We start from the raw sequence: 23,230 nt of genomic DNA, 5'->3' as shown, positions 1-23,230 counted from the left end.
CAGGGGTCCCCCGGGCGGGGACCTCTGCGAGCGCTACCCGCGCCGCTCAGGGCATCGAGACTCAGGGCATCGAGAACATCGACCCGGGGTTGAACAGGTTCTCCGGATCAAGAGCCCGCTTGATCTCCTGGTGCACCCGCAGCCCCACGGGCCCGATCTCCCGGGCCAGCCACTCGCGCTTGATCTTCCCGACCCCGTGCTCCCCGGTCACCGTCCCGCCCAGCGAGAGCCCCACCTCGAGGATCTCGTCGAACGCCCGCTGCGCCCGGGCGAACTCGTCCGGGTCGTCCGGTTGGTACACGATCGTCGGGTGCATGTTGCCGTCGCCGGCGTGGCCGACCACCGCGATGCGCAAGCCCACTTCGGCGCTGATCTTTTCGCAGCCCCGGATCAGCTCGGCGATCCGCGTGCGGGGCACGCACACGTCGTCGGTCAGCCACTGGCCGTACGTCTCCAGTGCTGTCAGCACCACGCGGCGGGCCTGCAGCAACATGCGGCCCTCCTCGAGGTCCTCCGTCGTGTACGCCAGGTCCGCTCCGCAGTCGACGCAGATCTGCTCCAGGGCCGCCAGCTCGCGGCGGGCCACCTCGCCGCCCGCGTCCGACTGGCCCAGCAGCAGCGCCTGGCAGTCCGAACCCGCGCCGAGGTCCGTCTTCAGGTACGCCTCGGACGCCTTGATCGACGACGCGTCCATGATCTCCAGCAGCGACGGCACCAAGCCTTCGCGGACCACCCGGGCCACCGCCTCGCCGGCCGCCTCCGTGGTGCCGAAGCCCGCGACGAGCGTCGCCGGGGCCTGGGGCAGCGGCTTGAGCTGGACCGTGGCCTGGGTGATCACCCCGAGCGTGCCCTCGCTGCCCACGAACAGCCGGGCCAGGTCGTAGCCCGCGACGCCCTTCACCGTGCGCCGTCCGGTCTTCAGCAGGGAGCCGTCGGCCAGGACGACCTCCAGGCCGAGGACCGAGTCCGTCGTCACGCCGTACTTCACGCAGCAGAGGCCGCCCGCGTTGGTCGAGAGGTTGCCGCCGATCGTGCACCAGTCGTAGCTCGACGGGTCCGGCGGGTAGAACAGCCCGTGCTTCTCCACGGCGTTGCGGAAGTCCAGGTTGACCACGCCCGGCTGGACGACCGCGAGCCGGTTGCCCGCGTCGATCTCGACGATCTCGTTCAGCTTGGTCAGCGACAGCACGATGCACCCGTCGACCGCGTTCGCGGCGCCGGACAGGCCGCTGCCCGCCCCGCGCGGCACGATCGGCACCTTCGCCTCGGCGCACGCCTTGACCACGGCCTGCACCTGCTCGGTGTTCGCCGGCAGCACGACGGCGAGCGGCGTGCCCGACGGCGCCAGCGGCATCATGTCGCGCGCGTAGGACGCGGTGACGTCGGTGTCGGTGAGCACGGCGCTCTTGCCGAGCAGGTCGCGCAGCCGGGTGACCAAAGCTTCGTCGCTCATGGCCTCATGGTAAGCCCGCGCAGTCCGCACTGCGGAAAGTTTGTTTCGAAACCAGCCGGATCGGAGCAGCGTGATCGGAGCAGCGGGTCAGCGGACCAGCCCCAGCAGCTTCTCGACGTGGACGGTCAGCAGCACCCGCTGGTCGGTGACCATGGCCTGGCGGTACTCGGCCCAGTCCGGGTGCTCGCCGGACGCCCGCCGGTAGTAGCCGACGAGCGCCTCGACCGTCGCGTCGTCCGGCGCGGCCGCCGGTTCCGTCAGCGACGCCCGGCCCTCCACGACGACGTAGCTCCAGCCGTCCTCGCTGCTCACGTGGAACGTCACCCGCGGGTCGCGGCGCATGTTCTTCGTCTTCGCGCGGGTTTCGGTGACCGACGCGATGAATTCGGCCCGCTCCGGGTCGTACAGGTAGGTGATCGTGGACAGCTGCGGCCGGCCGTCGCGGCGGATCGTGGCGAGGACCCCGTGGCGGTGGCCAGCGAGAAAATCCTTGAGAGCTGTGTCGTCGGTCATACCCCTGGTAAGCCGATCCCGGCCGCCGTTGTTCCGAGAGCAGCCTGGGAGAAATGTGCTTGCATACGACAACTAAAGTGTGTTCTGCCACATCGCGAGGTACTCCGCTTGCACAACCGCCAGTTGAGGCACATCCTTGCCTGAGGCAACTAGTTGCAGCCGCCAACCAACGGCTCGAAGGATCACCATGGCACCGAACAACTCCGCCACCCGGCCCACGGCCGAGCTGGACCTCGCCGACCAGCTCGGGCACGAACTCGTGCGCCTGGTCCGGCTGGTCAACAAGGCGAAGTCGCAGGTCTCCAAGCAGGGTCCGGACGGCATCGAGCGAGCGGCGTACGCGATCCTCTTCACCCTCATCCACGAGGGCCCGCAGCGCACCAGCAGGCTCGCCGAGTCGCTCCACTCGGAGATCTCCACGATCAGCAGGCAGTCGAGCTCGCTCGTGCAGCACGGCCTGGTCGAGCGCCAGGCCGATCCGGAAGACGGCCGGGCCTGCCTGCTCGCGCCGACGGCCGAGGGCATGCGGGTGTTCGAAGAGAACCGCAAGCAGCGCAACCAGTGGCTGGCCGAAGTGCTCGGGGACTGGACGGACGGGGAAATCCAGACCCTGAACCGCCTCTTCGGCCGGCTCAACACAGGTATCGAGAACCACTCTCCACAGCTGGCCGACGCGCACGCGTCCGCCGGTGCACCGGCCAAGGGGGCCAACGCATGAGTTCCACCACCGAAGCCCCGGCCCAGCCCGAGGCGAAGCAACCACCACGGCTGAGCCACCGCCAGATCGTCACGATCCTGAGCGGCCTGATGTGCGGCATGTTCCTCGCCGCGCTCGACCAGACGATCGTCGGCACGTCGATCGTCAAGATCGCCAACGACCTGCACGGCTTCGACCTGCAGGCCTGGGCGACCACGGCGTACCTGATCACCTCGACGATCGTCACGCCGATCTACGGCAAGCTCTCCGACATCTACGGGCGCAAGCCGTTCTACCTGACCGCGATCGGCATCTTCGTCGCCGGTTCGCTGGCCTCCACCTTCGCGCAGTCGATGTACCAGCTGGCCGCGTTCCGCGCGGTGCAGGGCCTCGGCGCCGGCGGTCTGATGTCGCTGGCCATGACCATCCTCGGCGACATCGTGCCGCCGCGTGAGCGGGCCAAGTACCAGGGTTACATCTTGGCCGTGTTCGGCCTGTCGACCGTGCTCGGCCCGGTGCTGGGCGGCTTCTTCGCGGGCATCGACTCGCTGGCCGGCCTGCACGGCTGGCGCTGGGTCTTCCTGATCAACGTCCCGATCGGCGTCATCGCGCTGTTCGTCGTGGCCAAGGTGCTGAACGTGCCGCACACGCCGCACAAGCACAAGATCGACTGGTGGGGCGCGCTGACGATGGTCGTCGCGGTCGTGCCGTTCCTGATCGTGGCCGAGCAGGGCCAGAAGTGGGGCTGGGGCGACCAGAAGGCCATCCTCTGCTACGTCGTCGGCGGCGTCGGCGTGATCGCGTTCATCGCCGTCGAGAGGTGGATGAAGGACGCCGCGCTGATCCCGCTGCGGCTGTTCAAGAACTCCACCTTCACCGTGGCGATCATCGGCGGTGTCATCGTCGGTGTCGCGATGTTCGGCGCGATCACGATGATCCCGCAGTTCATGCAGGTCGTGCAGGGCTACACGCCGACCGAATCCGGTCTGCTGATGCTGCCGCTGATGGCGGGCATCATGCTCAGCTCGATCGTGTCCGGCCGGCTCACCGGGAAGACCGGGCGCTACAAGATCTTCCCGATCATCGGCACCATCCTGATCGCCGCGGGCGCGTTCTTCTTCGCCCAGGTCAAGTACGACTCGGCGCTGTGGCACCCGCTGGTCGCGGCGGCCATCATCGGCCTCGGCCTCGGCCAGTGCATGCAGACGCTGATCATCGCGGTGCAGAACGCGGGCCCGCGCAGCGACATGGGCGTCTCGACCGCGGCGGCGACCTTCTTCCGCCAGATCGGTGGTACCGCCGGTGTCGCGATCTTCCTGACGGTCCTGTTCAACACCCTGCTGCCGAACATCACCAAGGCGTTCGGCGGGCAGCTCCCGCCCGGCGCCGGTGCCGGCATCGGCAACCTGTCGGAGAACACCAGCGGCATCCAGAGCCTGCCGGAGGCGATCCGGACGCCGGTGCTGGTCGGCTTCACCGACTCGATCACCACGGTGTTCTACATCGCGGGTGCGGTGGCCCTGCTGGCCACGCTGGTCCTGCTGTTCATGAAGGAGATCCCGCTGCTCAACGCGGCCCCGGCCGCGGCGGCCGTGGAGGGCGGCGAGGCGCTGCTCGACGCGGACGAGCACGAGCACGACTTCGCCGACGAGCCCACCGAGATCGTCGAGCCGGTCCGGCCGGCCGACCGCGAGCCGGCCCTGGTCGGCAGCGGCAAGCACGCGCTCAACACCAACGGCCACGGTGACTACCAGGCCGTGTCGGGTGCGCTGCCGATGCCGATCACGAACTCCGTCGCGGAGTCCGAGCCGGCCGCTCCGGTCGCCTCGGGTGGCGCGCCGGTGATCGGCCACATCCGGCGCCAGGACGGCAGCCACGTCTCCGGCGCGGCCCTGACCCTAATCGACCAGCGCGGCCGCCAGGTCGCGCGGGCCACCGGGGCCGCCGACGGCAGCTACTCGGTGCCCAGCCAGGGCCCGGGCCAGTACGTCCTCATCGTGGCGGCCCACGGCCACCAGCCGCAGGCCTCCAGCGTCGTGATCAGCAACGGGCCGGCGACGGTCGACGTCACGCTCACCGGCTCCGGCGAGCTGACCGGCACCGTGCGGGCGGCCGCCACCGGCGAGCCGCTGCCGAACGTGACGGTGACGCTCACCGACGGCCGCGGCGAGGTGAACGGCGCGTTCATCACCACCGCGGACGGCACGTACGCCTTCGTCGGGGTCGGTGCCGGGGCGTACACCCTGGTCGCCAGCGGCGGGGGCTACCGGCCGGTCGCGCTGACGCTCACCGTGCCCGACAGCGGCGTGCTGCGCCACGACGTCGAGCTCGCCAGCTCGGTGCTGCTCACCGGCACCGCGCGGACCGAGGGCGACCGGATCGTGCCGGACGCGCGGATCACCGTGCTCGACGCCGAAGGCAACGTGGCCGCGGTCGCGCGGACCGACGGCGAAGGCCGGTACGTGGTCAGCGACCTGCCCGCGGGCGCGTACACCGTGGTCGCGAGCGGCTACCCGCCGGCGACCAGCCAGGTGGAACTGACCGGCGGCGAGGCCGACCACGACGTCCGGCTGAGCTACGACCAGGCCCTCGACGAGCTGGTCGACCGGTCATGACCGGGCTGCGCGCAACCCTGCGCACGGCCGAGGGGTGGGTGGTGGAGCACGCCGTGCTCACCGTCACCGACCCGGCCGGGCGCCAGGTCGCCCGGCAGGCGGCGGACGTCCGCGGCGAGGTCGTCACCGACGCCCTCGCGCCGGGGGTCTACACCGCCGTCGTCACGGCGGCCGGGTACACCCCGGTCGCCCGGACGGCCCAGGTCGCTTCGGACGGCAGCGGCTCGCTCGGCGACGTCGTGCTGGCCCCGGTCGCCGAAGCGATCGAGCTGCCGCCCGCCGGGCCGTGGGTGATCGACCCGATCCACTCGTCGGTGGTCGCGACCGCCCGGCACCTGGGCATCGCGAGCATCAAGGCGCGGTTCCCGGACGTCTCGGGCCGGATCGAGATCGGCCGCCCGGCCGAGCGGTCCTCGGTGCACGCCGAGATCAAGGCGGCGAGCATCGAAACCGGCATCAAGATGCGCGACGACCACCTGCGCTCGCCGGACTTCCTCGACGTCGACGTGCACCCGGTGATCACGTTCACCAGCACCGGGCTGCGCCAGCGCGGCGTGGACTCGTGGACGCTGCTGGGCGAGCTGACGCTGCACGGCGAGCGCCGCGAGATCGAGCTCGAGCTGACCTACGGCGGCTGGGGCCCGGACCCGTGGGGCGGCGTGCGCGTGGCCTTCCACGCCGAGACGACGCTGCACCGGAACGACTTCGCGATCAACTACAACGCGATGGTCCGCGCCGGGGTGGCGGCGGTCGGCACGACCGTCAAGGTCGAGCTCGACGTCGAAGCGGTGCAGGGCGAGACGCTGCCGCAGTTCTGAGGTTCTGATGTGCAGGCCCCCTCACCCCTGGGTGAGGGGGCCTGCACCGTTCGTGAGAACTGGAACTTCCGCAGCGCGCGATTTGACCGTTCGCCGCGGGCCGTTCACCCGGGCCACGTAGGCTCGCAGGGTGAACGTCGTGAGCATCGAGGCCGCGGGCGTCGGCGTGAGCTGGCTGGACACCGCCGGACCGCTGCTCGTCTGGGTGATCGTGCTGAGCTTCGTGCTGGTCGAGTGCGCGCTGATCATCGGGCTGTTCCTGCCCGGTGATTCGCTCCTGTTCGGCGCCGGTGTGGTGCTGGCGCAGCACGGTTCGGACGCCAACGCGTGGTTCCTCTCGGGAGCCGCGCTGATCGTCGCGGTCCTGGGCAACCAGATCGGCTACTACATCGGCCGCACCAGCGGGACGAAGCTGATCGCCCGGCGCGACGGCAAGGTGCTGAACCGGCAGGCCCTCGAGCGAGCGCAGCGCTTCCTGGACCGCAAGGGTTTCTTCGCGATCGTGGCGGCCCGCTGGATCCCCTGGATCCGCACGCTGGCCCCGCTGATCGCCGGCGCGGCCCGGATGGACCCGCGCCGGTTCCTGGCGGCGACGACGCTGGGCGGCCTGCTGTGGGTGCCGACGCTGGTGCTGCTCGGCTACTACGGCGCCGGCCTGCTGGACGCCCTGCCGTGGCTGAAGACGGCGGCGCTGTGGATGAGCATCGCGTTCTTCGTGGTCGGCACCGGGTACGGCGTGCTGCGCTACCGCCAGGAGATGCGCCGCCCGGTGGACGAACGCGACGACGCCCGCGCCTGAGTCAGAGCTCCGGGTCGGTCCAGATTTCGAGCTGGATGCCGTCCGGGTCGCGGAACACGATCACGCGCGAGCCTTCGAAGGTCCGTGACGGCGCCGCCGGCAGGTACGAGACGCCGAACTCCTGGAGCCGGCTCTCCCATTCGGCCAGCTCGGCGGCCGAATGCACCCGGAAGGCCACGTGGTCCAGCCCGGTCCGGCGCTCGTCGAACCCGCGGCGCCCGGTGTCCGCGTGCTGCACCAGGACCACGGCGAACTCGTCACCGGCCGAGCGCAGTACGACCTTGCGCAGCCCCGTGTCCGGCTCTTCGCGCCGGGTGACCTCCTCGAGGTCGAGGACGCGCACGTACCACGGCACGCTGCGGTCCACATCGGTCACGGTGAGCGCGAGGTGGTGCACGGACATGAGTTTGGCCATGGCTTCCGAAGCCGTCCTTTCGCGTGGCGGCTTCCCAGAGTTGCACAGCGTTCGCCGCGCAAAACCCGAGTGACCAAGTTCCCCGTCCGATCGTGATCTCGCCGTCTCCGGCCGTCTCAGCAGGCGGACAAAACCCACTCAGCGCGCTCGGCCTCTCACAGCGGGTCACGGATACGATCCAGTACGGCCAATCGTCCTTCGCGGTTGGATGTCGCCGGGGAAGACGGTGAACACCCCCGGCTCGGGCTCGACGAAGTGCCACGGCTCGTCGTCCTGGTACATCCCGGCCGTGCTCCTCTCCGGCAGCCAGTTGCGGTTGCGGTGTTCCCCCGGCACCGGCGGCCGGACGAAGAGCGCGCCGACGTCGTCCTGGGCGGCGATCACGAGCAGTCCGTAGTCGGTGTGCGCGCCGATCCCGCGTTCGGTGGTCGCGGACCGGGCGGGGAACCGCAGCACGCGCATGTGGTGCCAGCCTTCGCGGGTGAGCCGGGTCAGCCGGTCGATCTCCACCTCCAGCCCGAGCGCCACCAGCTGCAGCAGCCGCTCGCCGATGCTCCCGACCTCCCGGAGGTGGGCGGTCATCGCCGAGCGGCGGCTTCGGCGAGGGCCGGCCGCACACGGTTTCGGGCAGCTCGAACGTACGCATGGTTGTCTCCCCTTTCGCGCGGTGGTGGGAACGCTCACCACACGAAGGCCGGGAAATGCCGGTTCACAAGGATCAGCGGCCGCCACCGACGTCGAGCACCGCGCCGGTGGTGAACGACGAAGCCGCCGACAACAGGAACAACACCGCCTCGGCGATTTCCGCGGGCTGCCCGGGCCGGCCCAGCGGGATCTGCGGCGCGTACTTCGCCATCCGGTCCGGCAGGCCCGCGGCCGCGTGCAGGCCGGTTTCGACCATGCCGGGCCGGACCGCGTTGACCCGGATCCCGTCCGCCGCGACCTCCTGCGCCAGCCCGAACGTCAGCGTGTCCACCGCGGCCTTCGACGCCGCGTAGTGCACCCACTCGCCGGCCGAGCCGGTGCGGGCGGCCGTCGAGGAGATGTTGACGATCGCGCCGCCTCCGCCGCCGTGGCGGGTGGACATCCGGCGGACCGCCTCGCGGCAGCACAGGAACACGCCCGTCACGTTGACGTCGAGGGTGCGCCGGACGACGTCGACCTCGTAGTCCTCGAGCCGGCCCGGCGTGTTGCCGACGATGGCCGCGTTGTTGACCAGCCCGGTCACCGGGCCCAGCTGGGCGGCCGCGTCGAACAGCGCGCGGACGTCGTCCTCGGCCGAGACGTCCGCGCGGAACGCCAGCGCCTGCCGGCCGTGGTCCCGCACCTGCGAAGCGACGGCCTCGGCGGGCGCGGGATCACCCGAGTAGTTGACGACGACGTCGTGCCCGCGGGCGGCGGCCAGCGCGCAGATCGCCGCACCGATCCCGCGGCTGCCGCCGGTGACGACGAGCGTCAAATCGCGAAGTTCGCCAGCGGCAGGTTCTCCAGCACCAGGTCGGCGCGGTCGCGCGTCTGCGAAATGAGGTCCGCGTTGCGCTGGTCCGAACCCAGGGCACGCTGGCGGGCCTCGACCAGCGACCGGCCGTAGCGGCGGTGGCGCGACACGAGCCGTTCGATGCGCTCGGGCTCGTCCGGCGCGAGGAACCAGGCCTCGGTGAGCAGCGGCCGGATCGCGCTCCACGGGTCGTCCGGCAGCAGCAGGTAGTTGCCCTCGGTGATGACGAGCTGGACCTCCGGCGGCACGGCGACGGCCCCGGCGATCGGCTCCTCGATCTCCCGGCGGAACTCCGGCGCGTACACCGTCTCGCGGCCTTCGGCGAGGCGGCGGATCAGGTGGTAGTAGCCCGCGGCGTCGAAGGTGTCCGGGGCGCCCTTGCGCTCGGTGCGGCCCAGCCGGCGCAGCTCGACCTGCGCGAGGTGGAAGCCGTCCATGCCGACCACCGCCGCGCGCGAGCCGAGCGCGTTGGCCAGCGCCCAGGCGAGCGTGGTCTTGCCGGACGCGGGCGCGCCCACGATGCCCAGCACGTTGCGCTGGCCGCGCACGGTCAGGCCCTCGGCCCGGGCCAGCAGGTCGTCGAACGCCGTCATGTCCTGTTCCTTCCTGCGATCGCGGTCGTCCACGACCGCGGTCCCACATGCCGCACCCGTTCGGCGGCCACCTCGTTGGCGAAGCGGATCCGGCCCGGCACCGTCCGTTCGCGCGTCACGGCCACGGCGAGCGCGCCGTGCCAGACGTCGCCCGCCCCTAGTGTGTCCCGCGCTTCGACGGCGGGCACAGGCACCTCACCCGAGCCGCCGTCCGCAGTGGACCACCGCACCGGGCGGGGGCCCGCGGTGGTGATCACGGTCGGGACACCGCGCTCGTGCAGGCCGGGTTCCGGCGCGGTGAAGTGCGCCGAGCACGCGGCGATGTCCACCAGCGGCAGCAGCTCGTCGAGCACCGGCTTCCAGCTCCCGGCGTCCAGCACCACCGGCGCCTCGGCCTCCCGCGCCACCGCCAGCGCCAGTTCCGGATAATGCCCGTCGAGCAAAATGACATCAGCTGCCAAAAGGGGCACTTTCACGTGAAAGTGCCGCCCTCCGGCGTTGCGGGAGACGACGGTGCGCTCGCCGTCGCGTTCCCGGACGGTGGCCGCGCTGACCGGGGGCGGGTCGGCCAGGTCCGGGGCGAGGTCGACGACCCGGACGCCGTGGGCCTCGAGGTCGGCGCGGGCGAGGGCCGCCAGCGGGTGTGCGCCGAGGACGGTCAGCAGGGTCGCTTCGGCGCCGAGCGCGGCCGCCGTCACCGCGGCGTTCGTCGCGGGCCCACCCGCGGCGACGTCCACCTGCAGCGACTGCACCTTCTCGCCCGGCGCCGGAAGCTCCTCGACCCGCTGGACGACGTCCACCGTGCACAGTCCCGCCAGCAGCACTCTCAACTCAACCCGGCCACGTGGGTCGCCGCCGCGGCTTCCTCGACTTCGCCGTTCTCCTTCAGGCGCAGGGCCCCGGTGAGCAGGCCGACGACCTGGTTCATCGAGTGCGTCTTCGGCGAGACCACCGCGACGCGCTTGCCGAGGCGGTGCACGTGGATGCGGTCGGCGATGTCGAACACGTGCGGCATGTTGTGGCTGATCAGCACCACCGGCAGGCCGCGGTCGCGGATCCGGCCGATCAGGTCGAGCACCTTGCCGGACTCGGCGACGCCGAGGGCGGCGGTCGGCTCGTCCATGATCACCGCCTTGGTGCCGAACGCGGCCGCGCGGGCCACCGCGACACCCTGGCGCTGGCCGCCCGACAGCGTCTCGACGGGCTGGCTGATCGACTTGATGTTGATGCCGAGCTCGTCGAGGATCCGCTGCGCCTCCGACCGCATGGTCGCGGTGTCGAGCTTGCGGAACAGCCCGAACGGGCCCTTGAGCCGCTTTTCCCGGCCCAGGAACATGTTCGACGCGATGTCGAGCGCGGGTGCGACGGCGAGGTCCTGGTACACCGTCTCGATGCCGTAGTGGCGAGCGTCCAACGGGGACTTGAAGTGGACAGTGCGACCGTCCACTTTGATCTCACCCTCGTCGGGGACCACCGCGCCGGACAGGGCTTTGATGAGCGACGACTTGCCGGCACCGTTGTCGCCGACCACGGCGAGCACCTCGCCGGGCAGCAGGTCGAAGTCGGCGCCGTCGATGGCGGTGACCCGGCCGTAGCGCTTGACCAGGCCACGGGCCTGGAGGATCGGTTCGGTCATGACTGCTGCTGCCTCCTCGCGATCCGGTCCACCACGACGGCGGCGATGAGCAGGGCGCCGGTGGCGAGGTCCTGGTAGTTGCCGTCGACGTTCATCTGCGTCAGGCCCGACCGCAGCACCGCCACGACCAGCGCGCCCATCAGCGTCCCGAGCACCGAGCCGCGGCCGCCGAAGAGGCTCGTCCCGCCGAGGACGACGGCGGTGATCGAGTCGAGGTTGCCGAGCTGGAACTGGTTCGGGTCGGCGTTCGGCGTCCGGCCGAGCGCCTGCCAGGCGGCGATGCCGAAAGTAAGGCCGGCCACGATGTAGACCGACAGGACCGTGCGGTTGACCTTGATGCCGGACAGCCGCGCGGACTCCGGCGCGTTGCCGACCGCGTAGACGTGCTTGCCCCACGCGGTTTTCGTCAGCGCGTACCAGATGCCGAGGTACATCAGCAGCGCCAGCGTCATGCCGTAGGTGATGGGGATGCCGCCGAAGAGGTAGCGCTTGGTGCCGAGCCACTGCAGCAGCCCGTCGGTCACCGGCACCGCCTGGCCGCCCGCGATCAGCTTCGACACCGCGGTGAGCATGGTGAACGTGCCGAGCGTGATGATGAACGCGGGCAGCTTGATCCGCGTGGTGAGGCCGCCGATGAAGAGGCCGACGACGACCGTCAGCACGACGCCGGCGAGCAGCGCGACGAAGCCGTTGGTGCCGGCCGCGGCGAGCTTGGCCATGATCAGCGTCGCCACGACCATCGAGGCCGCGTTGGACAGGTCGATGCCCGCGATCAGGATGACGAGCGTCTGGCCCAGCGCGAGCGTCCCGACGACCAGCGACTGCTGGACCACCGTCGACAGGTTGTCGAGGTCGAAGAAGGTGTCCGTGGCCAGCGAGAACACCACGATCGCGACGACCAGCGCGAGCGCCGGGCCGACCGCGGGCGCGCGCAGGAGGAATTCACCGAGGGATTCGCGGTCCCTCGCCGGGGTGGCGGTCGCGGTGGTCATTTGTGGCCTCCCCAGCAGTTCTGCAGGCCCCAGGCGGAATCGTGGCTTTCGACGCCGGGCAGGGGCTTGTCGGTGATCACGGCGGACCCGGTGTTGACGAAGCCGGACGGCTTCTTGCCGGTCTTCGCGTACTCGACGGCGGCGAGCACCCCCTGCTCGGCCATCTTCTTCGGGAACTGCATGACGGTGGCGGCGAACTGGCCGTCCTTGACGTTCTGGACGCCTTCGCAGCCGCCGTCGATCGAACCCATGACGATCCGGTTCGTCAGCCCGCGGGCCTTGAGCGCCGCGTACGCGCCGCGGCCCATCGGCTCGTTCATCGAGTAGACGGCGTTGATGTCGGTGCTGCGCTGCAGCAGGTTCTCCATGCCCTGCTGGGCGAGGCTCTGGTCGCCGTTGGCCGCGGTGTGGCCCTTGATCTCCGGCGAGCCGTCGGTGAGCCCGATGCCCTTGAGGAACCCGCCGTGGCGCTGGGTGTCGACCGTGCTGCCGGCGGTCCCGTCGACCATCAGCAGCTTGGGCGGGGTGCCGTTCAGCGCCGCCTTCACGTAGGCGCCCTGCTGCTCGCCGGCCGCGAAGTTGTCGGTGGCGAAGGTGGCGTCGACCGCGTCCGCCGGTTCGGTGGCGGTGTCGAGGGCGATGACCAGGACGCCGGCGTCACGCGCGTCCTTGATCGCCTTGAGCACGCCGGTGGACGAGCTGGGCGTGATCAGGATGGTGTTCGCGCCCTGCTGGCGGAGGTTCTCGATGGCGCGGACCTGGCCGTCGTTGTCGCCGTCGAACTGGCCGGCGAGCGCGCTGAAGTCGGCGCCGTTGGCCTGCGCGGCGGCTCTGGCGGCGTTGCGGAGTTCCACGAAGTAGGGGTTGGTGTCGGTCTTGGTGACCAGGCCGACCTTCGCCTTGCCGCTCCCGCCGGTGTTCGTGTTGCCACCCCAGTGGCGTTCGACCGTGCAGCCGGTCGTCGCGGCGAGGACGGCGGCCAGCGTGAGCGCGGTGAGACTTCGCTGTCTCATGGATTCCCAGCCTTTGTTCGTGTCGAGGCTTGCCGATGGACGGGAAGGTAGACAGACTGCTCGGTACGCGCAAGCGTTTGCGCAAACGCTTGCCGGAAAGGATCGGAATGGCCCAGCCGAAGTCTTCGCGGCCGACCCAGCGGGACATCGCCGAACTCGCGGGCGTGTCGATCACGACCGTTTCGCACGTGGTCAACGGGACCCGCGCGGTCGCCGAGGAGACCAAGGCGGCGGTGCTGCGCGCGATCGAGACGACCGGCTACACCGGCGACGCCATCGCGCGTTCGCTGGTCACGGGCGGCACGCGGTCCATCGGGATGGCGATCTCCCTGGTGGCGAACCCGTACTTCGCGACGCTGATGCAGGCGATCGAGCGGGAGGCGTCGGCCCACGGGTACACCGTCCTGCTCGCCGACACGCACGACGCGGCGGACACGGAGCGTGACACCGTGCGGGCGCTGCGCTCCCGTCGCGTCGACGGCCTGCTCATCACCCCGGCCCCCGGCGACGGGCCGGTGATCGGCGAGCTGGTCTCCCTGGACGTGCCGACCGTGCTGATCGACCGGCTGGCCACCCGCACCGACGTCGACCAGGTCGGCTCGGAGAACATCCAGGCGACGTCGGCGCTGACCGCGCACCTGGCCACGCTCGGGCACCGGCGGATCGGGATGATCAGCGGCGTGCCCGGGCTGTCGACCAGCGAGGAGCGCGTGCTCGGCTACCGACTGGGGCTCGGCCGCTCCGGGCTGACGTGGGCGTCCGACCTCGTGGCCTGCGGAAACTCCTCGCGCGAGGGCGGCGCGCTGGCGCTGAGCACGCTGCTGGCGCTGCCCGAGCCGCCGACGGCGCTGGTGGTCGGCAACGACAGCATGATGGTCGGCGTGCTGCACGAGGCGCGCCGGCGCGGGCTGCGGATCGGGACCGACCTGCCGGTGGTCGTTTACGACGACGTCGAGTGGGCCGACCTGGTCGACCCGCCGCTGACGACGATGGCGCAGCCGATCGAGGAGATCGGCCGGCAGGCGGTGCGGCTGCTGCTGGCCCGGATCAACGACCCGGCCCGCAAGGCCGAGACGGTGCGGCTGGCACCCACTCTGCGTCACCGTGAGTCGTGCGGCTGTCCGCCGGTTCACTCACTTCAGTGATTCTGCGGAAAGGACGCCGTCTTGCGGCCGTTCAGCGGATACGTTTCGGCTGAGCGTCTGCGAGGGCTTATGACCGCACTTTCGCCGGACCTCCGGTTGTGGGACCCCCCGGTCACCTACCGGATCGGCGTCGCCATGGGGGTTGCCGCGAACCCGTACTCGGCCGAGCTGCTGCGCGCCATCAGGGCGGCCGCGGCGCAGGCGGGGTGTGACGTCGTGCTGGCCGACACCGCGGACGCGGTGGGCGAAGAGGCCGCCGTGGTGCGGGCACTGCGCGCCGACCTGGTGGACGGCGTGCTGCTGGTGCCGTCGGCCGGCGACGAAGCGGTGGTCAACGGCCTGGTCCGGATGGGCGTCCCGACGGTGCTGGTGGACCGGGTGGCCGCGCGCAACGACGTCGACCAGGTCGGTACCGAGAACGTGCACGCGGTGGCGTCGCTGGTCCGGCACCTGACCGACCGGCGCCACCGGAAGATCGGCCTGGTTTCGGGCGACGAGGGCCTGGAGGTCAGCCGCGAGCGCGTCCGCGGCTACCGGCTCGGGCTGGAGCAGGCGGGCCTGCGCTTCAACCGCGAGCTGGTGGAGTGCGGTTTGTCGACTTCGGGCGGCGCCACCCGGGCGACGGCCAAGCTCCTCGACGGCTGGCCGTCCCCGACGGCCCTGGTGGTGGCGGACGAGTCGATGCTGGTGGGCGTCCAGTACGAAGCCCACCGCCGCGGCATCCGCATCGGCTCGGAGCTGGCGGTGGTCGGCTACGGCGACATGGACTGGGCCCGCCGCGTGAGCCCGGCGGTGACAACGCTGGTCCAGCCGATCGCCGACATCGGCCGGCGCGCGGTCCAGCTCCTGATGTCCCGCATGACCGACCCGGACCGGCCCCCGGAGTCGGTGTGGCTGACCCCGAAGTTCCTCCACGGCGCTTCCTGCGGGTGCTGAGTCAACCCAGTGTCGCCGCGGCTTCCAGGAGCATCCAGCCGCCCACCTGGACCGACATGTCCCGTTCCGGGGCGTCCTCCGGGAGCGGCCACGGGGCCGGGCGGGCCCACTCCGCGCTGAACACCGGGCCCGGTGCCGCGCCCGACCAGCACGCCTCCGCCGACGTCAGGACCAGCGATCGCGCCACCGAGGCTTCCGGACCCGGCAACGCGCGAGCCGCCAACGCCAGGTAGCGGGCCAGGATCGCCGCGAACAAGCCGCCGTCGCCGCCGCCCTGGCCGCGGAGCACTCCGTCCGGTGCGCAGTGCTCCGCCACCGCCCGCACAGTGCGAGCTGCATCGTCCATTAAGGACAACTCCAGGCAAGCGCCGAGGTAAACCCCCTGGCAGTACGTGAAAATGTGCTTCACCAGCTCGCCCGTGTCCGCGCGGATGCCGTCCCAGACCAGACCGGACGCCGGATCGACCAAAGTGGACGTCAGCCACGAAGTCATCGCGCGCGCCCTGGCGAGGTTTCCCGACCGGGCGTGGAAGATCGCGGCCGGGCCGTTGGCCGGGGCGTTCTTGAAGTCGTCGCCGCGGCGCCACCAGATCCCGCCGCCCGCCGCCGACGTCCAGCCCGACAGCAACTGCGTGTCGATCGCCGCCAGTGCCGGGCCCACCTCGATGCCGAGCGCCGATACCCGTTGCAGGGCAAGGCCCAGCCACGCGATGTCGTCGTAGTAGTCGTTGGTCCAGCGGCCGAAGTTGCGCAGCCGCACCGATCGCGCGAACGACCGGATCAAGGCGAGCCGGTCGGAAGAAGGCGAACGCAGCTGGGCGTCGACCAGCGTGTCCAGCAGGTGCGCCTGCCACCAGTAGTTCCAGTGCCAGTGCAGCCGCTGCCCGGCCGACGGGGGCCAGCCGCTGCGGCCGAGCACCGTGCCGGGCAGCGCCCACACCCGCCGGAGGTGCCGCGAGGTCACCGCGCGTTCGGCGGCCGAAACGTCCATGCCGCAATCGTGCCTTGCCCATCGACATACCGCTCGGTATGTTCGGTGGTCATGACGACGGCCCACGTCACCTGCCCGCTGTGCGAAGCCACCTGCGGCCTGGAAGTGACGCTCGACGCGAACCAGCAGGTCACCCGCGTCAAAGGTGACGACAAGGACGTCTTCTCGCGGGGCTACATCTGCCCCAAGGGCGCGTCGCTCGGCGCCCTGCACCACGACCCCGACCGGCTGACCGCGCCGCTGCTCAAGCGCGACGGCGAGTTCGTCGAGGTCAGCTGGCAGGAGGCCTACGACGAGATCGCTCGCCGCCTCCCGCCGATCCTCGAACAACACGGCCGGGACGCCGTCGCGGTGTACGCGGGCAACCCCGGCGTGCACAACATCGCGCTGACCCTCTACGGCCGTGTGCTCTACAAAGCGTTGGGCACCAAGAACTTCTACAGCGCCACCTCGGTCGACCAGCTGCCCAAGCACTACTCCGCCGGCACCATGTTCGGCGACCCGCTGGCCATCCCCGTGCCCGACCTCGACCGGACGCGGCACCTGCTGATCCTCGGCGCCAACCCGCTCGTCTCCAACGGCAGCCTGATGACCGCGCCGGACATCCGCGGCCGGCTGCGCGGGATCCGCGCGCGCGGCGGCAAGATCGTCGTCGTCGACCCGCGCCGCACGCGCACCGCCGAGTTCGCCGACGAGCACCACGCCATCCGGCCCGGCACCGATGCGCTGCTGCTGTTCGCCCTGGTCAACGTCCTGTTCGCGGAAGACCTCGTCGCCCCCGGACGCCTGGCCGGCCACCTCAACGGCCTCGACGACGTCCGCGCGCTGGCCGGGCCGTTCACGCCGGAGGCCGTCGCCCCGCGCACCGGCATCGACGCGCCGGAGATCCGCCGGATGGCCCGGGAGCTGGCCGCCGCCGAGAACGCCGTGGTCTACGGCCGGATCGGCACCACGACCCAGGCGTTCGGCACCGTCGCGAGCTGGCTGGTCGACGTCCTCAACGTGCTCACCGGCCACCTCGACACCCCGGGCGGCGCGATGTTCCCGCTGGCCGCGTGCCAGCCCACCGGGAACCGGCGGCCGTTCGCCGTCGGACGCTGGCGCAGCCGCGTGCGCGGCCTGCCGGAGGTCGTCGGCGAACTGCCGGTCGCGACACTCGCCGACGAGATCGAGACCCCGGGCGAGGGCCAGGTCCGTGCGTTGATCACGGTCAGCGGCAACCCCTGCCTCAGCACGCCGAACGCCGGACGGCTCGCCGCGGCCCTCGACCGCCTCGACTTCATGATCTCCGTCGACGTCTACCTCAACGAGACGTCCCGCCACGCCGACGTCATCCTGCCCGGGCCGTCACCGCTGGAGCGCCCGCACTTCGACCTGGCCTTCTACCAGCTGTCGATCCGCAACGTCGCCAACTGGACCCCGGCGACGCTGCCGTCGGACCTGCCGCAGGAGTGGGAGACCATGCTGCGGCTCACCGGCATCGTCGCCGGTCAGGGGCCCGAGGCTGACGTCGCCGCGCTCGACGACTTCGTCGCCGCCGACGTCGCCCGCCGCGCCGGGCTGGAAGTCACCCACGACCGGACCGGGCCCGCGCGCCTGGTCGACCTGATGCTGCGCGCGGGGCCGTACGACGTCACGCTCGCCGACCTCGAAGCCGCGCCGCACGGCGTGGACTTCGGGCCGTTGCAGCCGCGGATCCCCGAGGTGCTGTGCACCGCGTCCGGGCGGATCGAACTCGCGCCCGAGCCGATCGTCGCCGACGTCCCGCGGTTGCGGGAAGAACTCGCGAAAGCCCCGCAAGAGGGTCTCGTGCTGATCGGGCGGCGGCACCTGAGCTCGAACAACTCGTGGATGCACAACCTCGCGCCGCTGGTCCGCGGCGGGAACCGCTGCACGGCCCAGGTGCACCCCGAAGACGCCGCCCGGCTGGGCCTCACCGACGGCGCCCTCGCCTCGGTGACGTCCCGTGCGGGCAAGCTGGAAGTCCCGGTCGAGGTCACCGACGAGGTCCGCCCCGGCGTGGTCAGCATCCCGCACGGCTGGGGCCACGACGTCGACGGCGCCCGGACGCGGGTGGCGCGCGCCAACCCCGGCGTCAACTCGAACCTGGTCGCCGACGAGACGCTGCTGGACGTGCCGTCCGGAACGTCGGTGCTGAACGGCATCCCGGTGGAGGTCACCCCCGTCTGACCCTTGACGCCGCCGCGAGCCGTCGGGGATTCTCGACCCGGCATGTTTACGTGAACATCGGAGTTCGCATGGCTCGCCTTCGTCGCTACCTGCTGGTCCTCCTGCTCGTTCCCCTCTTCGCCCTTCCGCAGAGCGCCACCGCCGCGACGAACGGGTTTCGCGGCGTGAACTGGGCGGACGCCCGTGACAACTACGTCGACGGCTGGGTCATCCCCACCGGCCTCACCGCCGGAGACAGCTACGCGAGCGTGCGCAGCAAGGCCGACGGCATCCTCACCGGCTTCCAGCAGAAGCTGGGCGCGAACACCGTGCGGCTGCCGATCAACCCGCAGAGCGTCAACTCCGACTGGTGGGGCCGGTACCGGGGAGCCGCCGACTCCGCGCTGGCCCACGGCATGAAGGTCGTCTTCGGCTACTGGGAAGCGAACAAGGACGGGTTCGTCGACGACGTGACCGCGTGGAACACCATGTGGGACACGGTCACCGTCGGCTACGGCGGCAACGGCAACGTCTACTTCGAGCCGATGAACGAGCCCTTCGGCTACAGCCTGAACGCCTGGGTGTCGCTGTGCTCGACCTGGCTGTCCCGGCACTCGAACATCCCGCGTGGTCGCGTGCTGATCAGCGGCACCGGCTACAACGACGACGTGACGGGTGTCGGCGCGGCGAGCGCCCTCGACGGCACGCTGCTGTCGCTGCACTTCTACGGCTTCTGGGCGTCCGACACGACCCGCTCGGCGTGGACCACGAACCTCAGCAACCGGCTCGGGTCGTACTCGTCCCGGACGGTCATCGACGAAGCCGGTGCCCCGATGACGACGGGGCTGGACTACTCCGCCGGGCACCAGGACGGCAACAACTTCACCGCGTACTTCGCCGCCACCACGGACTTGGCGCGGTCACGGCAGATGGGGGTCGTCTACTGGCCCGGGCTGCGGTCCGGGGACACGTACTCGATCACGCGGCAGAGCGGCAGCGGCCTGGAGACGAACAACGCGACCGGCGTGGTCCAGCTGCGCTGGGGCTGGGGCCTGTAGGCGTCACCAGGCGCGGCCGAGGTCGGCGTGCTGCCGGATCCAGGCGTGCATGACGATCCCGGCCGCGACGCCGGCGTTGATCGACCGGGTCGTGCCGAACTGGGCGATCGAGACGACCAGCGACGCCGCTTCCTGCGCCGGCCGCGAAAGCCCCGGCCCTTCCTGCCCGAACAGCAGGACGCACTCGCGCGGGAGCTCGGCCGTCTCGACCGGCTGGGACCCCGGCGTGTTGTCCACCGCGACGACGGCGAGGCCGTGCTCGCCCGCGAAGGCGATCAGGCCGTCGACGTCGTCGTGGTGGCGCAGGTGCTGGTACCGGTCGGTCACCATAGCGCCGCGCCGGTTCCAGCGGCGCCGTCCGACGATGTGCACCTCGGCCGCGGCGAACGCGTTGGCCGTGCGGACCACGGTGCCGATGTTGTGGTCGTGCTGGAAGTTCTCGATCGCGACGTGGAACGGGTGCCGCCGGCTGTCCACATCGGACACGATCGCCTCGCGGCGCCAATAGCGGTAGGCGTCGACGACGTTGCGGCGGTCGCCGTCGCGCAGCAGCTCGGGGTCGTACCGCTCGTCCGCGGGCCACGCACCCGGCCACGGGCCGACGCCGACCTCTTCGCGGCTCACCCACTCGGTGGGTCCGGGTGTGCTGTTCACCCGGTGATTCTCGCTCAGCCCAGGTGGACCGGACGCACGTGGGTTTCCTCGTCGTGGCGGTGGCGCCAGCGGTGGTACACGCCGACGTAGGAGTAGGCGACCACCGCGATCGCGCCGATGCCGATCGCCGGCAGCCACGACTGCGGGAACACCGTCCCGTACAGGTAGTAGGCGTTGAACCCGCCGGGCAGGTCGCCGAGGCCCTGCTGGTGCCGGAAGTAGTTCTCCAGCGCGGTGAACGGGCACGCCACCGGCGCCACGTTGACCAGGATGCCCCAGGCCAGCCCGAGCAGGTGGATGAAGATGAGTTTGGGCCAGCGCCAGGCGACGAACCCGCCGAAGCCGATGAGCAGCAAGGCCAGGATGTGCACCACGACGGTCACGTCGGCCAGGAACTTCGCCATCGCACCCCCTCCACCGATCCCCCTACCAGCGACTTTACTCCGCCGGCCAGGGCCGTTCCCCCTTATGGATGCCCATCCGTGTGATGTTTAACCCAGCGGAGCAACCTGTTCACCTCCGCGGTGACGGAGGGGTTACACCGGGTGGGAATTCCGGCGGCCGCTTCGCGGGGTACTGCGTCGGCTCCTCGTGCGGGTACTGGTCGGGCGCGCCGTCCGGTTTCTTCCGGTTCGGATCGGCTGGTCGCTGCGGTTCCGGCGGCTCCTCCATGCCCCGACGGTACGCCCGGCCCGCGCTCCCGGCAGCCGGATTTCGCTCGACGCGATCACCGGCGGGCGGGGCGGCCCGTTCGCAGCTATGGACACAAAGGACGGCCCACCGTCACTGTGACGTGGGTCTCGCGAACGCCGCGCCGTCGAGATCGGTGACCACCAGGTGCAGCCGCGCGTCCGCCCACGCCGTGCCCGCCAGCACCGGGCGCACGGCGGCGGCCGCCCGGTCCAGCAGCGGCGGGATCGGCAGCCGGGTCGCGATCAGGCGGATCCGGACGACGTCCGGGCTCAGCTCCACCGCCATGCCGTCCCAGTCCACCGGCAGCCACGAGGTTTCCGGGGCGACCGGCGTCGCCGGGCGCAGGCCGTCCACCCGGCCGAGGGCGCCGACGATCTTCTCGACGGCTTCTCCCGCGTTCACCGGGTTTCCGGCTCTATGTCCATGATGGACACCGACACTTCGTCGACGACCAGGCCGGTCTGCTCGGCCACGAACCGCGTCACCGCGCGCTGGACCGCCCGGCCCACCGCGGCGGCCTGGTCGGCCGCCGCCGTGACGAGGTCGATGTGCACGCTCACCCGGCCGTCCGCGGTGCGGACCCGGACGCCGTCCGCCGGCGCCGGGTCGAGGCCCTTCCACCGCTGCCGGGCCGCACGCGTCCACGCCGTCACCAGGCCGCGCAGGCCCGGCTCGAGCCGCACCACCCCCGGCGTAGCGATCGCCGCCCGCGCCGCCACGCTGGCGATCACCGGGTCGGCGATGACGTAGTCGGCGCTCTCCACGCTCATCCCCCCGGCTCCCCGTAAACGTCGTCCACAAACACGTCGAGCTTCACCAGCGTCAGGCCCACCCGGGCCGCGGCCGCCGCCGTCACCCGCTCCCGCACCTTCGCCAGCGCCTCGCCGCCCGCGGCGGTGCGCAGGCTCACCGCGAGGGTCAGGTCCACCTCGATCCCGCCGTCGACGGTCCGGACCCGGCAGCGCCGCGCCCGGACGCCGTCGACGGTGTCGGCCGCGTACCGCAGCACCGCCGCCACCGCCTGCTCGCTGACCTCGACGAACCCGGGTTCCGGGGTCGGCAGCGGCACCATCGAGCCGCGCCGCACCTCGGCGCGCACCGCCGACATGATCCGCGCGAACAGGTCCGGCGACGGCACGTCTTCCTCGGCCGCCAGCTCCGAAGTGGCCTCGCGCAACGCCAGCAGGCTCTCGCGCGCGGCCCGGCAGTGCGGGCAGGTCAGTTCGTGTTCGTCGGCCAGCCCGGCGCCGACCGCGTCGAGCCGTTCCCAGACCTGCTCCACATCGCGTTCGCAGGGCAGCTCGTAGTCCGTCATCGCCATGGCTTCATCACCTCCGCCAGCTGGGCCCGGGCGCGGGCGATCCGGCCGCGGACCGCGGTCGCGTTCGCGCCGACGATTTCGCCGATCTCTCCGTAGGACCGGCCGTGCACTTCGCGCAGCAGCCAGCACGCCCGCTGCTCGGGGGTCAGCTGCGCCAGCGCCGCGGTCAACGCCGCGAGCTGGCTGCGCACCTGGACCGCCCGCTCCGGCTGCAGGTCGGTTCGCGGCGACTCGGCCGTGTCGAGGTCGACGTCGGCCTGGGGCCTGCGCGCGCGGATCGCGTTGAGGCAGCGGTTCGTCGTGGCCCGGTAGAGCCAGCCGACGAACGCGGCGTCCTCGCCGAGCTGGCCGAGCTTGCGCCAGGCGTTGAGGAACACCTCCTGCACGACGTCTTCGGCGTCGCCGCGGTGGGCGAGCATCTTGACGGCGAGCCGGAACATCGGCCCCTGGTAGCGGAGCACGAGCTGCTCGTACGCCCGCACGTCGCCGTCGCGCGCCCGGCCGACGAGGGTCACGTCGTCCAGCGGCGTAGTCGTCGTCACGGCACCTCCTCACGAGGAGGACACCGGCGGGCGGAAATCGTCACGCACCGATTCTGGGTGACGACGGTCACCGGGGCGAATCCGCGGGATCCGCTCCGATGGCGGTCAGTCCAGGCCGAGGTCGTCCTTGCCGAGGACGTACCGGTACTCCAGGCCTTCCTTCTCGATCGCCTCGCGCGCGCCGGTGTCGCGGTCGACGACCGTCACGACGCCGACGACGTCCGCGCCCGCTTCGCGCAGCGCCTCGACCGCCGTGAGCACGCTGCCGCCGGTCGTGGACGTGTCCTCGACCGCCAGGACGCGCTGGCCGCGGACCTCCATGCCCTCGATGCGCCGCTGCATGCCGTGTTCCTTGACCGACTTCCGGACCACGAACGCGTCCAGCACGACCCCGTCGTTGGCCGCGGAGTGCAGCATCGCCAGCGCGACCGGGTCGGCGCCGAGGGTCAGGCCGCCGGCCGCCACGTAGTCCCAGTCCGCCGTGAGCTGGCGCAGGAGCTTGCCGATCAGCGGCGCGGCCGCGTGGTGCAGCGTCGCCCGCCGGAGGTCGATGTAGTAGTCGGCTTCCTTGCCGGACGCCAGGGTCACTTTTCCGTGCACCACGGAAAGATCGGTGACCAGCCTGGCCAGTTCGAGTTTCGCCGCTTGATCCAACCCGGGGTTCGCCACGGCCGTGAGT

26 protein-coding genes are annotated in these 23,230 nt (G+C 71.3%); 8 read left to right on the top strand and 18 right to left on the bottom strand.

What is annotated here, in order from left to right; genetic code table 11:
- Window positions 1-61: 61 nt before the first annotated feature.
- Together ACLJPY_RS37355 and ACLJPY_RS37350 are read right to left on the bottom strand one after the other, a co-directional pair.
- Window positions 62-1,453: an FAD-binding oxidoreductase gene (locus ACLJPY_RS37355; protein ID WP_410595718.1), complete on the bottom strand. Its 1,392-nt coding sequence runs from the start codon at window positions 1,451-1,453 to the stop codon at window positions 62-64.
- A gap of 87 nt (window positions 1,454-1,540) precedes the next feature.
- Entirely contained in the window at window positions 1,541-1,966 is a 426-nt protein-coding gene (locus tag ACLJPY_RS37350; protein WP_410595717.1) for a PPOX class F420-dependent oxidoreductase, read from the bottom strand.
- A gap of 187 nt (window positions 1,967-2,153) precedes the next feature.
- On the opposite strand from ACLJPY_RS37350, the gene ACLJPY_RS37345 reads away from it, so the two are divergent.
- The 4 genes from ACLJPY_RS37345 (at window position 2,154) to ACLJPY_RS37330 (ending at window position 6,895) form a co-directional block, all read left to right on the top strand.
- Complete coding sequence (locus ACLJPY_RS37345; protein ID WP_410595716.1) at window positions 2,154-2,684, top strand: MarR family winged helix-turn-helix transcriptional regulator; 531 nt, start codon at window positions 2,154-2,156, stop codon at window positions 2,682-2,684.
- Window positions 2,681-5,278, top strand: coding sequence for an MFS transporter (locus ACLJPY_RS37340; protein ID WP_410595715.1), 2,598 nt, complete (start codon window positions 2,681-2,683; stop codon window positions 5,276-5,278). The genes ACLJPY_RS37345 and ACLJPY_RS37340 overlap by 4 nt, the downstream gene beginning before the upstream one ends.
- Window positions 5,275-6,096: a YceI family protein gene (locus tag ACLJPY_RS37335; protein ID WP_410595714.1), complete on the top strand. Its 822-nt coding sequence runs from the start codon at window positions 5,275-5,277 to the stop codon at window positions 6,094-6,096. The genes ACLJPY_RS37340 and ACLJPY_RS37335 overlap by 4 nt, the downstream gene beginning before the upstream one ends.
- 130 nt (window positions 6,097-6,226) lie before the next feature.
- On the top strand, window positions 6,227-6,895 hold the full coding sequence (locus tag ACLJPY_RS37330; protein ID WP_410595713.1) for a DedA family protein: 669 nt from the start codon (window positions 6,227-6,229) through the stop codon (window positions 6,893-6,895).
- A 1-nt stretch (window position 6,896) separates the two neighbouring features.
- On the opposite strand, the gene ACLJPY_RS37325 is transcribed toward ACLJPY_RS37330, so the two are convergent.
- The 8 genes from ACLJPY_RS37325 to ACLJPY_RS37290 all read right to left on the bottom strand — a co-directional run bounded on the left by ACLJPY_RS37325 (window position 6,897) and on the right by ACLJPY_RS37290 (window position 13,042).
- Window positions 6,897-7,310, bottom strand: a complete 414-nt coding sequence (locus ACLJPY_RS37325) for a VOC family protein (protein ID WP_410595712.1) — start codon at window positions 7,308-7,310, stop codon at window positions 6,897-6,899.
- A 165-nt stretch (window positions 7,311-7,475) separates the two neighbouring features.
- A complete protein-coding gene (locus ACLJPY_RS37320) occupies window positions 7,476-7,892 on the bottom strand; it encodes a hypothetical protein (protein WP_410595711.1) in 417 nt (138 codons plus the stop codon).
- 136 nt (window positions 7,893-8,028) lie between these two features.
- Entirely contained in the window at window positions 8,029-8,769 is a 741-nt protein-coding gene (locus tag ACLJPY_RS37315; RefSeq protein WP_410595710.1) for an SDR family oxidoreductase, read from the bottom strand.
- Window positions 8,766-9,401 carry a nucleoside/nucleotide kinase family protein gene (locus ACLJPY_RS37310; protein ID WP_043787338.1) on the bottom strand — a complete coding sequence of 212 codons (636 nt, stop codon included), beginning with the start codon at window positions 9,399-9,401 and terminating at the stop codon, window positions 8,766-8,768. Before ACLJPY_RS37310 ends, ACLJPY_RS37315 begins: the two co-directional genes overlap by 4 nt.
- Entirely contained in the window at window positions 9,398-10,225 is an 828-nt protein-coding gene (locus ACLJPY_RS37305; protein WP_410595709.1) for a PfkB family carbohydrate kinase, read from the bottom strand. The genes ACLJPY_RS37310 and ACLJPY_RS37305 overlap by 4 nt, the downstream gene beginning before the upstream one ends.
- Before the next feature lie 2 nt (window positions 10,226-10,227).
- The gene (locus ACLJPY_RS37300) at window positions 10,228-11,037 is read right to left on the bottom strand and encodes an ATP-binding cassette domain-containing protein (protein WP_410595708.1); all 810 of its coding nucleotides are present in this window, start codon (window positions 11,035-11,037) and stop codon (window positions 10,228-10,230) included.
- Window positions 11,034-12,029, bottom strand: coding sequence for an ABC transporter permease (locus ACLJPY_RS37295; protein ID WP_410595707.1), 996 nt, complete (start codon window positions 12,027-12,029; stop codon window positions 11,034-11,036). Before ACLJPY_RS37295 ends, ACLJPY_RS37300 begins: the two co-directional genes overlap by 4 nt.
- On the bottom strand, window positions 12,026-13,042 hold the full coding sequence (locus ACLJPY_RS37290) for a substrate-binding domain-containing protein (protein ID WP_410595706.1): 1,017 nt from the start codon (window positions 13,040-13,042) through the stop codon (window positions 12,026-12,028). Before ACLJPY_RS37290 ends, ACLJPY_RS37295 begins: the two co-directional genes overlap by 4 nt.
- A gap of 107 nt (window positions 13,043-13,149) precedes the next feature.
- Here ACLJPY_RS37290 and ACLJPY_RS37285 point away from each other — a divergent pair, with 107 nt between their 5' ends.
- Together ACLJPY_RS37285 and ACLJPY_RS37280 are read left to right on the top strand one after the other, a co-directional pair.
- Complete coding sequence (locus ACLJPY_RS37285) at window positions 13,150-14,187, top strand: LacI family DNA-binding transcriptional regulator (RefSeq protein ID WP_410595705.1); 1,038 nt, start codon at window positions 13,150-13,152, stop codon at window positions 14,185-14,187.
- Window positions 14,188-14,256: 69 nt separating this feature from the next.
- Entirely contained in the window at window positions 14,257-15,123 is an 867-nt protein-coding gene (locus ACLJPY_RS37280; RefSeq protein WP_410595704.1) for a LacI family DNA-binding transcriptional regulator, read from the top strand.
- Window position 15,124: 1 nt separating this feature from the next.
- Here ACLJPY_RS37280 and ACLJPY_RS37275 read toward each other — a convergent pair whose 3' ends face one another.
- A complete protein-coding gene (locus tag ACLJPY_RS37275; protein WP_410595703.1) occupies window positions 15,125-16,114 on the bottom strand; it encodes a glycoside hydrolase family 76 protein in 990 nt (329 codons plus the stop codon).
- Between the two features lie 51 nt (window positions 16,115-16,165).
- On the opposite strand from ACLJPY_RS37275, the gene ACLJPY_RS37270 reads away from it, so the two are divergent.
- Complete coding sequence (locus ACLJPY_RS37270; protein ID WP_410595702.1) at window positions 16,166-18,304, top strand: molybdopterin-dependent oxidoreductase; 2,139 nt, start codon at window positions 16,166-16,168, stop codon at window positions 18,302-18,304.
- Window positions 18,305-18,372: 68 nt separating this feature from the next.
- Window positions 18,373-19,341: a cellulase family glycosylhydrolase gene (locus ACLJPY_RS37265; RefSeq protein WP_410595701.1), complete on the top strand. Its 969-nt coding sequence runs from the start codon at window positions 18,373-18,375 to the stop codon at window positions 19,339-19,341.
- A gap of 3 nt (window positions 19,342-19,344) precedes the next feature.
- Here ACLJPY_RS37265 and ACLJPY_RS37260 read toward each other — a convergent pair whose 3' ends face one another.
- The 7 genes from ACLJPY_RS37260 to pyrE all read right to left on the bottom strand — a co-directional run bounded on the left by ACLJPY_RS37260 (window position 19,345) and on the right by pyrE (window position 23,220).
- Window positions 19,345-19,995, bottom strand: a complete 651-nt coding sequence (locus ACLJPY_RS37260; protein ID WP_410595700.1) for a TrmH family RNA methyltransferase — start codon at window positions 19,993-19,995, stop codon at window positions 19,345-19,347.
- Window positions 19,996-20,009: 14 nt separating this feature from the next.
- On the bottom strand, window positions 20,010-20,399 hold the full coding sequence (locus ACLJPY_RS37255) for a DUF2784 domain-containing protein (RefSeq protein WP_410595699.1): 390 nt from the start codon (window positions 20,397-20,399) through the stop codon (window positions 20,010-20,012).
- Between the two features lie 379 nt (window positions 20,400-20,778).
- The gene (locus ACLJPY_RS37250; RefSeq protein ID WP_410595698.1) at window positions 20,779-21,090 is read right to left on the bottom strand and encodes a hypothetical protein; all 312 of its coding nucleotides are present in this window, start codon (window positions 21,088-21,090) and stop codon (window positions 20,779-20,781) included.
- Window positions 21,087-21,458, bottom strand: a complete 372-nt coding sequence (locus ACLJPY_RS37245) for an Asp23/Gls24 family envelope stress response protein (protein ID WP_410595697.1) — start codon at window positions 21,456-21,458, stop codon at window positions 21,087-21,089. Before ACLJPY_RS37245 ends, ACLJPY_RS37250 begins: the two co-directional genes overlap by 4 nt.
- Window positions 21,455-22,009 carry an Asp23/Gls24 family envelope stress response protein gene (locus ACLJPY_RS37240; RefSeq protein ID WP_410595696.1) on the bottom strand — a complete coding sequence of 185 codons (555 nt, stop codon included), beginning with the start codon at window positions 22,007-22,009 and terminating at the stop codon, window positions 21,455-21,457. Before ACLJPY_RS37240 ends, ACLJPY_RS37245 begins: the two co-directional genes overlap by 4 nt.
- A complete protein-coding gene (locus ACLJPY_RS37235; RefSeq protein WP_410595695.1) occupies window positions 22,000-22,551 on the bottom strand; it encodes an RNA polymerase sigma factor in 552 nt (183 codons plus the stop codon). Before ACLJPY_RS37235 ends, ACLJPY_RS37240 begins: the two co-directional genes overlap by 10 nt.
- 105 nt (window positions 22,552-22,656) lie before the next feature.
- The gene (gene pyrE / locus ACLJPY_RS37230) at window positions 22,657-23,220 is read right to left on the bottom strand and encodes an orotate phosphoribosyltransferase (RefSeq protein ID WP_410595694.1); all 564 of its coding nucleotides are present in this window, start codon (window positions 23,218-23,220) and stop codon (window positions 22,657-22,659) included.
- Between the last annotated feature and the right edge of the window lie 10 nt (window positions 23,221-23,230).

Origin of the sequence: Amycolatopsis sp. lyj-23, from assembly GCF_046549135.1 — a bacterium.
GTDB lineage: Bacteria > Actinomycetota > Actinomycetes > Mycobacteriales > Pseudonocardiaceae > Amycolatopsis.
This window is presented reverse-complemented; position numbering and strand designations above follow the sequence as displayed.